Annotated in this window: 8 protein-coding genes; 5 read left to right on the forward strand and 3 right to left on the reverse strand. The window is 69.3% G+C overall.

Annotation, left to right across the window (positions count from 1 at the left end; all coding sequences use genetic code 11):
• The first annotated feature begins 50 nt into the window (after nucleotides 1-50).
• Entirely contained in the window at nucleotides 51-1,601 is a 1,551-nt protein-coding gene (locus tag ACN469_RS31475) for a 4-alpha-glucanotransferase (protein WP_498773897.1), read from the forward strand.
• A gap of 69 nt (nucleotides 1,602-1,670) precedes the next feature.
• Here ACN469_RS31475 and ACN469_RS31480 read toward each other — a convergent pair whose 3' ends face one another.
• Nucleotides 1,671-1,982 carry a hypothetical protein gene (locus ACN469_RS31480; RefSeq protein ID WP_253998330.1) on the reverse strand — a complete coding sequence of 104 codons (312 nt, stop codon included), beginning with the start codon at nucleotides 1,980-1,982 and terminating at the stop codon, nucleotides 1,671-1,673.
• Nucleotides 1,983-2,145: 163 nt separating this feature from the next.
• Here ACN469_RS31480 and ACN469_RS31485 point away from each other — a divergent pair, with 163 nt between their 5' ends.
• Together ACN469_RS31485 and ACN469_RS31490 are read left to right on the forward strand one after the other, a co-directional pair.
• Nucleotides 2,146-4,275: a BamA/OMP85 family outer membrane protein gene (locus tag ACN469_RS31485; protein WP_498773899.1), complete on the forward strand. Its 2,130-nt coding sequence runs from the start codon at nucleotides 2,146-2,148 to the stop codon at nucleotides 4,273-4,275.
• Nucleotides 4,272-8,972 (forward strand): translocation/assembly module TamB domain-containing protein, encoded by a 4,701-nt coding sequence (locus ACN469_RS31490; RefSeq protein ID WP_498773901.1) that lies wholly within the window; start codon nucleotides 4,272-4,274, stop codon nucleotides 8,970-8,972. The genes ACN469_RS31485 and ACN469_RS31490 overlap by 4 nt, the downstream gene beginning before the upstream one ends.
• A 9-nt stretch (nucleotides 8,973-8,981) precedes the next feature.
• Here ACN469_RS31490 and ACN469_RS31495 read toward each other — a convergent pair whose 3' ends face one another.
• Nucleotides 8,982-10,037, reverse strand: a complete 1,056-nt coding sequence (locus ACN469_RS31495; protein ID WP_498773903.1) for a hypothetical protein — start codon at nucleotides 10,035-10,037, stop codon at nucleotides 8,982-8,984.
• Nucleotides 10,038-10,282: 245 nt separating this feature from the next.
• Between ACN469_RS31495 and ACN469_RS31500 the strand changes: the two genes are divergently transcribed.
• On the forward strand, nucleotides 10,283-11,653 hold the full coding sequence (locus ACN469_RS31500; protein WP_498773905.1) for a hypothetical protein: 1,371 nt from the start codon (nucleotides 10,283-10,285) through the stop codon (nucleotides 11,651-11,653).
• A gap of 114 nt (nucleotides 11,654-11,767) precedes the next feature.
• On the opposite strand, the gene ACN469_RS31505 is transcribed toward ACN469_RS31500, so the two are convergent.
• Nucleotides 11,768-13,459 carry a glycosyltransferase family protein gene (locus tag ACN469_RS31505; protein ID WP_498773907.1) on the reverse strand — a complete coding sequence of 564 codons (1,692 nt, stop codon included), beginning with the start codon at nucleotides 13,457-13,459 and terminating at the stop codon, nucleotides 11,768-11,770.
• 245 nt (nucleotides 13,460-13,704) lie between these two features.
• Between ACN469_RS31505 and ACN469_RS31510 the strand changes: the two genes are divergently transcribed.
• A complete protein-coding gene (locus ACN469_RS31510; protein WP_498773909.1) occupies nucleotides 13,705-15,006 on the forward strand; it encodes a calcium-binding protein in 1,302 nt (433 codons plus the stop codon).
• The last annotated feature ends 4 nt before the right edge of the window (nucleotides 15,007-15,010 follow it).

Below are 15,010 nucleotides of genomic sequence, written 5' to 3' on the forward strand. Positions count from 1 at the left end.
CACGGGACCAGTTCACTCCGGGGCAGGGGTGGTGCAGATTGCGCCGCACCATGTCCACCCCCGGCCGGCTCTCCGGTCTCCTGCTTCCGCTGTTCTCCCTCCGCGCCCCGACGGATTTCGGCATCGGCGACTTCGGCGCCCTGGAGGGGCTGTTCTTCTGGATGAAGGCCGCGCGCCAGAAGCTCTTGATGTTGCTGCCGCTCTTGCCCACGGCGCCCGGTGACTCGAGCCCCTACGCCACCCGGTCGGCCTTCGGCCTCAACCCGCTCTTCATCGACCTGCACGCGCTGCCGGAGTTCATCTCCTCCGGCGGCGAGGGCGCGTTCTCCGACGAGCAGCGCAAGCAGCTCGCCGAGGCCCGCTCCGCCCCCCGCGTCCGCTACGACCTGGTCTTCCCCCTCAAGGACGCCGCCTTCGCGCGCGCCTTCGACACCTTCGAGGAGCAGCACTGGTCCAAGCAGACGGAGCGCGCCCGCGCCTTCCGCCAGTGGCGCGAGGCCCAGGCGGACTGGCTGGAGACCTACGCCCTCTTCACCGCCATCAGCGAGCAGGAGCAGCGCCGCGCGTGGTGGGAGTGGCCGGAGGGCCTGCGCACGCGCCAGCCCGAGGCCCTTCGCGCCAAGGGGACGGAGCTGGAGCGCCGGGTGCGCTACCACGCCTGGCTCCAGTGGGTGGCCGAGCAGCAGTGGGACGCGGCGCGCGCCAGGGCCAGGACGCAGGACGTGCTGCTGTGCGGCGACGAGCCCTTCATCATCGGCCAGGACAGCGCGGACTGCTGGGCCAACCCCACCATCCTCCGCCGCGACGCGCGGCTGGGCGTGCCGCCGGATGACTTCTCCGCCACCGGCCAGGACTGGGGCCTGCCCTACTTCGACTTCGCCGCCATGCAGAAGGACGACTACGCGTGGCTGAAGGCCCGCGCGAAGAAGGCGGCCAGCTACTACGACTTGCGCCGCGTGGACCACGCGGTGGGCTACTTCCGGCAGTGGATTCGCGACGAGAAGACGCCCACCGGGCGCTTCATCCCCGCGGACGAGGAGAGCCACAAGCGGCAGGGACGCAAGCACTTCGAGCTGCTCTCCGAGGGCGCGGGCATCGTCGCCGAGGACCTGGGCGTGATTCCCCCCTTCGTGCGGCAGATTCTCGCGGAGCTGAAGCTGCCCGGCTACCGGGTGATGCGCTGGGAGCGCGACGACAGCGTCTACCGCGACCCGCACCAGTTCCCCACCGTGTCCCTGGTGACGACGGGCACCCATGACACCGACACGATGGCGGAGTGGTGGGAGGGCGCCCGCGACGACGAGCGTCAGGCCGCCGCGCGCGCCTGGCCGGAGCTGCGGAGTGTGACGGTGACGCGCGAGTTCACTCCGGAGGTGCACCGGGGCCTGCTGGCCTCGGCGCTCAACTCCAGCAGCGACTTGTGCGTGCTGCCCTGGCAGGACGTGCTCGGCACCCGGGACCGCATCAACCTGCCGGGCTCCATGAGCGACTCGAACTGGGCGTACCGAATCACCCAGGACGTGGGCGCGCTGATGACGGACTCCACGACGAAGGAAGCGGCCGAGAAGCTGGCCTGGCTCACCGCCTCCGCTCGCCGCTGACGTGTCGGGCGGTGCTGGCCCGTCCGGGGGGAGCTCCTCCCGGACGCGGCCGTGCTCACGCCGCGGCTGTCAGTCGATGCACTTCACCTGACCGGGGAAGCCATCGAAGATGGCGCAGCGGCGGTTCGCGTTGGCGCACTCCAGCCGCGCGCAGACGTCCTCGGTGACACAGATGGGCGGCGAGCGGCCGAATTCCAGGAATACCTCGGCGCAGAACTCGAACGAGTCCGCGCAGCCGAAGGAGCCGCAGTAGTCCGCGTCGGCCAGGCTCTCGCCCTCCTTCACGCGCACCACCTCGTCATCATCCACGCCGCAGGCGGCGGTGGCGAGCGCCGACACCACGCAGAACACCAGGACTCTGATTCGCCGGGACAGGAGCATGGCCCCCAATCTGGCGCACCTTGGCGCGGCTTGCACGTCTCCGTGTCCGTCCAGCAAGGACCAGCCGACAGGACCGGGCGATGAGACGTTGGAATGCGACAAAGGGATGAGGTCGTCCGCCAGAGGACGCGTCAGCCGCTTGCCTTCCTTGTATGAACAGTCCGTGGCCGTTGACCTTCTCCGACTCCTCCGCCTCGCCACTGTCGCCTCGCTCCTGAGCGTCGCGGCGTGCGCCACCACGTCCACCCCGCCCCCGGGCCCCAAGGTCTCCAGCCTGGACATCGAGGGCACCAAACAGGTGCGCAAGGGGGACATCAAGGACCGCATCCTCACCTCGGAGACCCCATGGTGGGCGTTCTGGCCCTTTGGCAGCCCCCACTACTTCGACCCCAATGCGTGGCAGGCGGACCTGCGCCGCATCGAGCGCTTCTACCAGGCCCAGGGCTTCTACCAGGCGGAGGTGGTGGACAGCGCGGTGAAGCCCAAGGGCAAGAACGAGGTGGAGCTGCAGGTGCAGGTGAGCGAGGGCGAGCCCACGCGCATCAGCGAAATCCAGGTGGAGGGCCTCCAGACGCTGCCGGAGCAGCACCGCAAGGAGCATCACGAGCGGGTGATGGACGACCTGCCCCTCAAGACAGGCGAGGTCTTCCGCGAGGCGCCCTGGGAGGAGACCAAGGCCCGGGTGCAGGAGCAGCTGCGCGAGCTGGGCTACGCGGAAGCCGAGGTGTCGGGCGAGGTGCAGGTGGACGTGGAGACCCGCCAGGCGAAGGTGCGGCTCGACGTGAAGCCAGGGCCGCGCTACCGCTTTGGCAACACGTTCGTCGCCACGGACGCCAACCCCCAGGTGCCGCCGCGCCGCATCATCGAGCAGGTGCAGGGCGCGCTGAAGAAGGGCGACTGGTACAGCGAGACGGCGCTGGCGGAGGCCCAGGCGCGCGTGTTCCGCATGGGCGTGTTCGGCGCGGTGAAGGTGAACCGCGGTGCGCCAGACCGGGAGTCCGCCACGGTGCCCGTCGTCGTGGACGTGCGCGAGGCGCCCTTCCGCTCGGTGCGACTGGGCGGCGGTATCGGCGTGGACGCGGCCCGTCAGGAAGCGCGCGTGTTGGGTGAGTGGACCAACCGCAACTTCCTGGGCGGCCTGCGCCGCGTCACCCTGAGAGGCCGCGCCGGCTACGCGTTCATCCCCCACGTCCTGTCGCCGTCGAAGCAGGGCCCCGTCTTTGAAATCACGGGGGAGTACGAGCAGCCGCGCTTCCTCTTCCGCGACTTGCGCCAGCAGACGTCGCTCACGCTGGAGAAGGGCCTGGAGCAGGCCTACGACTTCTACGGCGGCAGGTTGCAGACAGGCGTCATCTGGCAGCCGCACCGCAACTTCTCCGTGTTCCCCTCCTACAACCTCCAGATTTATCGGCTGTCCGGCAGGGTGAGCGCGGACTCGCGCGTGCCGCCCGTCGTGCTGGGCTGTGGCGAGAACACCATCCAGTGTGACGTGGCGCTGAGCTTCCTGGAGGTGGCCTTCTCGTGGGACCGGCGGGATGACCCGGTGGAGCCTCGGGATGGCTACTACCTGAGCCTGTCCGTGCAGAAGGGCGGCAGCATCTTCTTCGGCGACTTCAACTACATCCGCATCCTGCCGGACCTGCGCTTCTACTACTCCTTCGGCGAGGACAAGCGCCTGGTGCTGGCGGGCAAGCTGCGCGCGGGCACGCTCAACCCCGCGGGCGGCTCGCAGAGCTCCATCGTCACGCGCTTCTTCTCCGGTGGCGCCACCTCCATGCGCGGCTTCAACGGGCAGCGCCTGTCGCCCCTGGCGGCGCTGGCCAAGGAGGAGGACCTGGACGGCGACGGCGTGCCGGAGACAACGCAGACGGAGGAGTGGGAGACGGTGCCGGTGGGCGGCAACAGCCTCGTGGAGACGTCGCTGGAGCTGCGCTATCAGATCTCCACCAGCATCGTGCTCGCGGCCTTCTGGGACACGGGCCTGGTGGGCGTGGAGGGCTTCGACTCGCGCGACGCGCCGCGACTGTTCGGTCCCGACCACTACCAGGCGGTGGGCTTCGGCCTGCGCTACCTCACGGTGGTGGGCCCGGTGCGCCTGGACATCGCGCGACGACTGAATCTGGGCCAGGGATTGCCCGTCGCCACCCCGGGGTACATCTATCCGACGTCCGGAGGCTGCTTCGGCATTGGCAGCAAGTGGAAGCCCGACGGCCCCACCTCTCGCGGGGCCACCTTCGCGGGAGCGCCTGACGGTCAGTGCGCGCTGCACCTGTCGATTGGAGAGGCGTTTTGAAGGGGCGACGCTGGGCACGACGACTGCTGTGGGGACTGCTCGGCGTGGTGGGCCTGGTGGTGCTCGCCGTGCTGGGCGCGCTCGTCTGGGCGACGTCCTCCCCGGGTGAGGGCTGGCTCGTCCGCAAGGGTCTCCAGCTGGCCAACGAGCAGTTCTCCGGTCGGCTGGAAGTCGGTGGGCTGGACCTGGCGCCTCCGGGCGCCGTCCTCACCGACGTGAAGCTGTATGACCCGGAGGGTGAGCTGGTGGCGGAGATTGCCCGCGTCGAGGCGCGCGTGCGCCTGCGCGGCCTCATCCAGCAGCACGTGGACCTCACCGAAGCACGCGTGGTGAAGCCCCGCCTCTACCTGGCCCAGGACGAGCGCGGGTTGAACCTCACCCGAGCGATTGCGCCCCGCGTGCCCAAGCCCGAGGAGCCACCCTCCCCTCGCGGCAAGCTGCGCGTGGAGCTGCGCGAGCTGGTGCTCGAGGACGGCTACGTCGACTTCAAGCAGGAGCTGGAAGAAGGCGGCGAGCGCAACGTGCGGCTGGAGGACTTCGACGCGAAGGCGTCCGGCCACTTCGCGGCGGCGACGCAGGGCTTCGACGCGACGCTGGAGGCCACCGGTGGACTCGCGCTGCCCGCCAAGGGCCCCCTGCGGCTGTCGCTCAAGGGCGGAGGGGAAGAGGGCGCGCTGAAGGCCGACGTGGACCTGGACCTCGCGGGCCTGCTGCTCGACGCGAGCGCCTCCACGCAGCTTCCTCCCGAGCCGCCGCCGGGCCAGCCCGCGGGCGCGCTGAAGGCCGACGTGGACGTGCGGCGCCTCACCGTGCCGCCGGAGCTGACGCGCGGCTTCCTGCCCACGTGGCCGCTGCTGGTGCCGGTGAACCTCGCGGGCAAGGCGGGCATCGACGGCGACCTGGCGAAGGTGGACGTGCAGGGGACGGCCGCGGACTCGAAGCTGGACGTGAAGGGCGACCTGGACCTGGAGCGGATGCGCTCCAGCGGCGTCTCCGTGAAGGCGCGCGACGTGGACCTGTCCGCGCTGGTGAAGGAGGGACCGAAGACGAGCCTCTCCGCGAACCTGGACGCGAAGGGCGGCGGCACGAGCCTGGAGACGCTCGACGGCGAGGTGGACCTGACGGTGTCGCCCTCGCGCTTCCGGGGCCAGCCGCTGGGGCCCGTGGAGCTGCATGCCCGCGCCAAGGACGGGAACTACACGCTGTCGCGCCTGCTGGTGCTGGTGCCGGGCGCGTCCCTCCAGGCCAAGGGCGCGGGCACCCTCGATGCGATTCGCGTGGATGGCAGCCTGACGGCGGGCAACCTCGCCATGCTGTCCGACACCTTGACGAAGCTGCTCCCCGGCGCCGTGCCGCCGCTGTCCGGCAGCGGCACGCTGGAGTTCCGCGCCGAGGGCCCCGCGCGCACGCCGGGGGTGATGGTCCAAGGCAACTTCACCGCGCTCTCCTATGGGGATATCGCGGTGAAGAACCTCACGCTCCAGGCCGAGGTCCCGGACGTCACCCGTCCGCTCACCACGGACGCCACGCTGGTGGTGGGCTCGCTGCGCTCCGGCGAGCGCTCCTTCCGGGACGTGTCCGCCACCATCACCACGCAAGAGCGTCGCCTGGAGGTCAGCGTGCGAGCGCTGGGCGATTTGACGCTGGGCCTGGGACTGAACGGGCTGGTGGATGAAGACAACCAGGGCCTGGAAATCCAATCGCTGGTGCTCTCATGGCCGGAGGCGACGTGGAAGCTCCAGGCGCCCACGCATGTCGGCTTCGGCGGTGGCGGCGTGAAGGTGGAGCCCGCGATGAAGCTCGCGTCGGGGGAGCAGTCGCTGTCCGTGCTCGGCTCGTTCGTCAACGAGCAGGTGACGGCGCGCGTGGAGCTGGCGGCGGTGGACCTCACACTGCTGCCGCGCATCGCCGTCCCGGAGTCGCTGGGCCTGGGCGGCACGGTGTCGGGCTTCGTCACCGCGAAGGGCAAGCTGCCCCGGCCGGACGCGGAGACGAAGCTGCGCTGGCAGGACGGCCGGGTGAAGGGCTACGAGAACCTCCAGCTCGCGCTGGATGCGCGCTACCTGAAGGACCGCGCCACGGGCACGCTGTCGGCGGGGCTGCCGGTGGCGAAGGTCCTCGCGGACTTCGACGTGCCGGTGCAGGGCGTGCTGAAGCGACGCAAGGACGCGCTCTCCCTCAAGGTCGACCTGGAGGACCTGGACCTCGCCGCGACGATGAAGCTCCTGGGCCGCACGGAGCCGGTGAGCGGCGTGGTGGCCGGCGAGCTGCGCATCGACGGCACCGCGCGCGAGCCGCGGCTGGACTTCGTGCTGCGCGGCCGGAAGCTGAACTACACCGCGCCTCCCCCCGGCTTCGCCCTGAAGCAGCCCTTGGACGTGGAGCTGCGCATGGCGTCGGACCGCGAGGACGCCACCCTGGACGCACGCGTGGACGTGCAGGGCTTGGCCTCCCAGACGTACGTGGTGCTGCACACGCCCTTCACGCTGGGCGGGATGATGGCGCGGCCTCCCACGGCCGATGACATTCTCGCGGCCTCGGTGGACCTGGAGGCGCTCGTCGCTGAATTGCCCCTGGCGCAGTTCGAGGGCGTGGGCGGCCTGCAGAAGCCCGCGGGCACCGTGTCCGCGCAGCTCTCCCTCTCCGGCTCCGCGCTGGTGCCGCAGGCGCGCCTGAGCGTGAAGGCCGCGGGCCTCACCGCGTACGGACTGCCGCCGGTGAACGGGCAGCTCGGCGTGGTGGGCGATGACCAGGACGTGAAGGTGACGCTGGCGGCGCAGCGGGACGAAGGGCCGCTGGTCCAGCTCGACGTGACGCTGGACGCGCCGCTGGGCGCGCTGCAGGACCAGGAGGTCTACGGACACATCCCCTTCCAGCTCAAGGGCCGCCTGGGCCCGGTGGCCCTCCAGCACCTGCCCGGCGTGGCGAAGGCCCGCGCGACGGGCGCCGCCGCGCAGAAGGCGAGCGCCGCGTCCAAGGGCATCCAGGGCGACCTGTCCGTGGAGCTGGCCGCGCGCGGCACGCTGGACACGCCGCGCATGGAGCTGACCGCCGGTGTGCAGAAGCTGGGCATGGGCGAGCTGGCCCTGGGACAGGCGCGCCTGCACTACGGCTACCAGAACGCGCGCTCCGCCTTCGACCTGCTCCTCACCGCGCCCGCGGGAGGCACCCTGCTGGTGGAAGGGGGCGTGGAGCTGGACGTGTCCCTGCCCGCGATTCAGCGCGGCCTCGACACCTCGAAGGCGCCGCTGGACGTGACGCTCAAGGCGCGCGACTTCGACCCGTCCTTCCTCTCCGGCGCGGTGGAGATGCTGCGCAGCATCGGCGGGCTGATTCAGGCGGACGCGAAGCTGGCGGGCACTCCGGCCGTTCCCACCTTCCAGGGCTCACTGGCGTGGAAGGACGGCAAGCTCGGGCTGATGGGCCTGGGGGAGTACCGCGAAATCCAGCTCGCGCTGGAGGCCAGCCGCGAGGCCCTGGCCATCAAGACGCTGTCCGCCAAGGCCGGTGGCGGCACGGTGTGGCTGGACGCTCCGCTGACGGCGACGCGCACCCAGAATGGCGACTACGAGCTGACCAGCCCCGCGGGGAAGCCTTATCCATTGATGGCTCGCGACTTCCCCATCGTCTTCGACGACCAGCTCATGGCCGTGCTGAGCATGAAGGCGAAGGTGGAGGGCACGATTTCCGAGCGGCTCGTCAACCTGCGCAACGTGTCCATCCCCGAGGCGACCATCGAGCTGCCCGAGGTGAAGCGCAAGGACCTCCAGGACCTGGAGCGCCCCGGGGACGTGGTGCTGGTGCGCAACGGCACGCCCATCGAGCGACGCAAGCGAAAGCAGGCGCAGCAGCCCTCGCCCGGAGCCCCCGAGCCGAACCAGCAGCCCTCCACCGAGCCTCCGCCCGCGCCAGGCTCCGAGGAGGACCTGGAGGAAGGAGGCGACGAGACGCCCCCCGGCCGCGCGTACTGGGTGAACGTGAATGCGCCGCGCAACATCTGGGTGAAGGGCTCCGACCTCAACGTGGAGCTGGGGCTGTCGGAGGACTTCCGCGTCGAATACACCGACGTGGCGCGCCTCTTCGGTCAGGTGCGCGTGCTGCGCGGCCGGGTGGACGTGCTGGGCCGGCGCTTCGACGTGCAGCGCGACAGCATCGTGAGCTTCACCGGGCCGCCCACCGTCCCGTACATCAACGTCACCGCGGAGCACCGCAACGACAGCTCCAACATCACGGTGTTCGTCACCATCCGAGGTCAGGGCCGCGACATCACCCTGAAGCCCACCAGTGAGCCGCCGCTGCCGGAGTCCGAAATCTACACGCTGCTCGCCACCGGCCGCCGCACGCTGGAGCGCGGCTCCGGCGCGTCGATGACGGCCAGCGCCCAGGCCGCCTCCGTGGTGGGCTCGCTCGTCGCCAACGAGGCGCGCAAGGCCCTGGCCGCGAAGCTGCCGCTGGACGTGCTTTCCATTGAGGCCGGCGGCGCGGGCATGGCCGGCACCAAGCTGGAGGTGGGCACCTACGTCACCGACAAAATCTACGTCGGCTACACCGGACGCGTCGGCGCCAACATCCAGCAGGGAGAGAACTCCAACGCGGTCCGCTTCGAATACCAGTTCGGACCGCGCTGGAGTCTGGAAGGCCAGTACGGCGACGCGCGCTCGGGTGGCCTGGACCTCATCTGGACCAACGAGTACTGACGCCGCTGACTACAGCCAGTGCATCTCGAAGCACGCGCCCACGGGGCCGGCGCCGCTGTTGGGCGCCATGGGCGAGCTCACCCACGCGCCGCCCACGCCGCACTGGCTCCACTGCTGGTCCGACGAGGACTGGACGCACGTGCGCGCGGGCACGGTGCGGCCCAGCGTGGCGGAGGAGCACCACGGCCACGACTGGGTGCAGTTGGTGGGCTTCGTCGTGCTGCCCGCCGTGAAGACGCCGGACACGCACTGCCGCCACACCGCGTCCGACGAGCTCTGCACGCAGCCCAGGTTCGGCACCGTCGTGCCCGCCGTCTCCGACACGCAGCCCGACGTCGTGGGCGCATCCCAGTTGAAGCCGCCGTCCGCGTACCGGTGGTAGATGACCGCCACCAGCGACGAGCCGCCCACCGTGGTCCGGCCACACTGCGTCGCGTACGCGCCCACCCAGGGCGTGTACGTGTACAGCGCCGCGGTGGCCTTGTTGACCGGCTTCGCCGAGCACGGGTCCAACGTCGCCTTCGTCGTCCCCACCTTCCAGCCGGACACCGTGGCCCGCCCCGCGTCCAGGTCCGTGAAGTAGCCGCGCAGCTTCTTCGCCGAACACTCAATCTGCTTGCCGAAGCCCGTGTATTGCGCGTCACACCCGCTGCTGTCCGGACAGCCACAGCCGGTGGCCTTGGCCAGGTTGGTGGAGGTGCCGCTCTGCACCAGGCTCGACTCCACCTGGATCCGCGCCAGCATGTACAGCGGGCTGATGTTGTACGCCTTGGAGCGCTCGACGATGAGCGCCGCCGCCGTCTTGTTGCTGAACGCCGGGTCCCGGTAGTTCGCCAGGTACGAGCCCTGCTGCGTCAGGAACGCCTGCACCTGCTCGGTGGTGATCCACTGGTACCCCAACAGATGCGTGTCCTCCAGGAGCCGGTGCATGTCGTACTTCACCGTGGCCCGCTGGAGCACCTGCCCGGTCAGCTCGTCGATGACCTCGCCTTCTCCGTCGTCGACAGGACCACAGCCAACCGCCAGCAATGCGGGCACCACCAGCCACCACAGTCGCGTCTTCATCACGGCCTCGAGGGGATGTGCCACGCCCGCGAGGAAGCCCGGCCACCTGGCGGGCCTGACAGGGGGGAACCCTCACGTGTAGTCGGCGCGAATACCGCGATTCAAGAATTTCTTGAATTGAAAGATTAACAGATTGTTATCGCGAGGCTGGATGTCGTGCGAGGAAGCAGTCATGGCGGCCCCCTGTCCCGGAGTCTCGGGTGCTTGAGCCGTGCAGGGCGTGACGGAGTAGCGTGACTGTCGTCATGCGCATGCACACTTCGACGTGGCTGAAGCGATTCGCTCCTCTCACCCTCTGCCTGCTGGTGCTGGGAGGCTGCTCCAGCTCCGACGATGATGGACGTTCGCCCTCGGGAGACGCGGGTACGGACGCGGGCACGAACCTCCCCGACGACGGAGGCACTGGCACGCCGGATGGTGGTGGTGGGACGCCGGACGGTGGCCCTGTCGTCACCGGATGCATGGGCGAGGCGTTCCTCACGTCCCTGGGGAAGAACCGGCTCCTCGTCGGCGCGCAGATGGAGGACAGCACGGCGGCCGGCGCGCCCTTCGACGTGCACTACCTGTACGTCGCCAGTGGCCTGGTCGACTCGACGAACATCTGCACGTCGTGCACCACGGGCTGCACCACGTCCGGCACGTCCTGCGCGGGCGCGTCGTGCGCGTGGTGGGGATGCTGGCAGGACGTGTCGCAGCCGCCGGGTGCGTACGTGCGCGGCCACGTGTCCGGAGCGAAGGGGCGACAGCAGCTCCCCTTCATCACCTACTACCAGCAGCTGCTGGGCGGCGTCGGGCCCGCGCGTGAGGGCGAGCAGCAGCTCCAGTCGCTCAACGACGTGGCCATCATGCGGCGCTACTTCGCGGACTGGCGCTTCACGTTGCAGCAGGTGGGCAGCGAGCGCGCCCTGCTCCACATCGAGCCGGACCTGTGGGGTTATCTCCAGTTCTTCGCCACGAATGGAGACCCGGCCACGGTGCCCGCGCAGGTGGCGAGCGCCAACGCCACGGACTGCTCGGGCATGCCGAACAACGCCGTGGGCGTGAGCCGGTGCATGATTGCGATGGCTCGCAAGTACGCGCCCAACGCGAAGGTGAGCCTGCACGCCAGCCCCTGGTCGACGCGCACGGACGTGTACCTCAACACCAACGCGTCCTTCGATATCGCGGGGGAGGGTCGCAAGGTGGCCGACTTCCTGTTGAAGCTGGGCGCGGCGGACACGGACTTCATCGTCGTGGAGGCGGCGGACCGCGACGCGGGCTTCTACGAGAGCGTCGGTGAGGACACGTGGTGGGACGCGAACAACACCACCCTGCCCCACTTCCGACAGGCGTTCACCTGGGCCAGCGCCATCTCCGAGCGGCTCAACAAGCCGAACTTCTGGTGGCAGCTCCCGGTGGGCAACATGAACCTGCCGAACACCCACCAGCGGTGGAAGGACAACCGCGTGGACTACTTCTTCTCGCACACGGCGGAGCTGGCCGCCGCGCACTCCGTCGGCTTCTCCTTCGGCGCGGGTGAAGGCCGACAGACTTCGCCGGAGACCGACAACGGCAACCTGTCCAACCGCGTGAATGCCTACAAGCGCGCCGGTGGTCAGGCGCCCTGCGCGCCGTAGCAGTCACCTGGGCAGGCGGGTGCTTCCGGGGACTCCGCTCGGAGGCACCCAGGCGCGACGGGCGCCGTCACGGAGCGCCAGGCCAGAGGATGGCTGCTCGCGCGGCCTCGTCGCTCAGAACAAGCGCGAGTAGATGGGCTTCGCCTCGGGACGCGGCACCCAGCGCTGTCCGTCTCGCGGGAGCCACAACACATACAGGCGCTCCACCGGGCCTTCGTACCGCACGGTGTGTTCGCCTCGCGTCAACGTGAACTCCACCTCCGTGACGCGGGCTCCATCGATGAACAGCGCACCCGACTCCAGCGCGGACGCGGGCTGGACGAAGTAGCGCCCGTCACGCACGGCCAGGAAGCGGTCCTCCAGCGCGCTCCCGGGTGACACGTCGTACCGCTGCCCCCACAGGAACAGGTCTCCGTCGTAGGGCTGGTAATGCGTGTCGAGGAAGCCTCGCAGCGACGGCGGCAATCCCGACGTCCGCAGGTCATCCACGCGCAGCACGCAGCCGCGCTCCACCAGGGCCTGGGGCACCTCGCGCGCCAGGACCTCCGGGATGGAGCCCCGCAGATAGGCATCCGTGTAGAAGTAGAAGTGCGCGTGCGGCCGGCTCACGTAGCCCCCCGAGTTGTCGTAGACGACATCCCCGGGCCCCGTGAGAGTGCCGATGCGCGCGAGCACGTCTTGCTGTCTGGCATTGCCCCCTCCGTCCAGCAGGGCCTCCAGTCGCCAGAGCTGAAGACAGAGCAACATCCCCAGCGCCAGGCTCGCGACGACTCGCGCGGGGGGCGAACTCCAACCACTGAAGGCCGCCACCACGCCGCGCGCCATGAACGGCGCGAGCACGCCCAGGAACGGCAGCAGGCTGTACGGAAAAGGCGCGCGCTGGAGCGCATACGAGCCGAACGTCGCCAGCACCGCGAGCAGCAACAGCAGGTCCGCGCTCCCCCAGCGCTCCGCTCCCGAGCGCCACCACGCGCGCACCGAGACGAGGAGCCCCAGCAACGCCAACACGAAGAGCCAGGGCTGCTCGCGGACCATGGGCAGCAGGTAGTCCCGCCACGAGAAGCCCGGGTAGTGCCGCTGATGCTCCGCCGCCCACACGAAGCACCACTGCCACCAGTCGCTCCAGGAGCCTGTCACCGTGAGATACGCCGCCACCGCCGCGAGCCCCACGCCCGCGCCCGCGAGGAACGCGCTCGGCCACGCCACGAGCGCCGAGGCCCTGCCCCACCGCCACACGATATCCACCGCGAGCACCGCGCCCACCACCCCGCCGTAGAACAACACCTTCTGCGACGACCACAGCGCGGCGGCGAACAACAACCCCGCCATGAAGCCGAGCGTCCGTGTACCGGGCCGCACCGACAACGCGGCGAGCCCTCCCAGAAACAAGGCACAGGCCAGCGCGTCCGGACGAATCTCCGTGGCGAAGCGCGTGAACGGCGTCAGCGCCAGGAGCAGCACCGGAGCCAGCCACATCGAAACACGGCCCTCGCGGCGATTGAGCACCGCCACCGAGACACACGCTCCCGCCAGCGGCACGAGCATCGACAGACGCAACGCGAGCACGCCCCGAGGAGCATCACCCATCAGCCAGAACAGCGGCGCCAGCCCCTGGTAGAGCAACGGGAAGTGGACCTCGAAGAAGTCCCGGTAGGGCACCTGCCCTTTCGACACGAGCCAGGCCGCGTGCGCGTACTGGAACTCGTCGATGCTGAAGCCCTTGTGCAACGCCAGCCGCGCGGCCTGGAGGGCGAGTGCGAGGAGCGCCAACGCGAGTCCCAGGCGCCCCCAACGTGCGTACGTCATCGGCGCCTCATACCTCGAATCCCCGGCGCCCTCGGCCTCGCCCACCAGGACGGGCGGAGGCCTCCCTACCCATTCCCGGATTTCGGTAGGGGGGAATTATTTTGACCCAGTTGTGGTAACCGTTCTTTCCGTGTATCTCGTCTTTACCCTGTGAGCTTCATAGGGAGCGGGCCGCCCCCCTCATCGTGATGACACCTCCAAGTCGGGGGCGGCCCGTGCCACATCCGTAGAGGGGGAATTCCTACATGCTGAAGAACCATCCGTGGAGCGCTGAGCGCTCCGCGATTGCTCGCTCATGTCGTAACGCCGTGGGAGCGGTGCTGTTGGTATTGGGAGTGGCCGCGCCGGGGAGCGCCCTGGCCGCCCTGTACCTGCCGCCCATGGACCTCAATGCGCACTGCGTCCAGCGCTATGGCTCGGGGGCGTTCGCGACCCTGACCCAGAACAATGCCTATGGCTGGTCCTGCTACAAGAATGGCCAGTACCTGGGGATGGACCTCAACCAGGCCTGCCAGACGCAGCACGTCAACGGCTATCAAGCCGTGTACCGGAACTTCAGCGACCCCTATTCCTGGTACTGCCAGCTGCGCGCGAACTACACGTCGCAGAACAACATGGTGCATTCGCTGTATGCCTGGAAGGGGCAGTACATCGCCCTGCGCACCCCGGACGTCACCACCTGCGACCTGCCCCGCATCGCCTTGTTGGTGGATGGGCTCGACAAGGGCTACACCTTCTACAGGGACGTCACCGGCAGGACTCCCTCGCTCTTCCGCAACTACCAGGGGCTGGCCAGCCTCGCGGTGCTTCCGTCTGGCCATGTGACGGGCTGTGGAAGTGCCTCGGACCCGGCCTGCGGCCACGTCGGCTCCACGGGCATCGAGTTCAAGTACGACCTGTACAACTCGAACATCTGCACCGACGCCGCGCTGGGCCTGCACAACCAGGTGGGCTTCTACGAGCTGGGCCGCAACTTCTGGTTCTATGGCAACCAGCTCAAGTCCAACAACCCCAGCTATGAACACGCCATGGTGACAGGCTACGCGGTGCTCATGCGCTTCCTGGCCATGGAGTACCACGGGCTGCCTGTCTCCTCGAGCCACTCCACGCTCTACACCAACGTGAAGGCGCTGACGTACACGTACCGGACCACCACGGCCACCTGCGGCACGTCGGGCGCCAGCAACACGCCCATCGGGCCGGGGAGCTCCACGTGCTACCAGCACGACTGGCAGAACACGCTGCTCACCAACCAGGGCATCAACGGCCTGGGCACCACGGACCTGTTCGCCTCCTTCGTGCTGAAGCTCAAGGACGTCCACGGCTGGCCCTTCATCTTCCAGCTCTGGCGCAAGGTGGAGCAGCTGGGCACCGTGACGAGCCCGTACTCGTCCGCGGACAACTTCGTGCTCGCCGCCAGCCGCGCCGCGGGCGTCAACCTGTCTGACGTGTTCGAGCACACGTGGCGGTGGCCGCTCAGCTCCTCCATCCGCATCACCCTGCAGAGCGAGTTCGGCAACCCGGTGAGCGGCACGCCGTACCTCTAGCAAC

Origin of the sequence: Corallococcus terminator (assembly GCF_049194865.1) — a bacterium.
GTDB classification, from domain to species: Bacteria; Myxococcota; Myxococcia; order Myxococcales; family Myxococcaceae; genus Myxococcus; species Myxococcus terminator_A.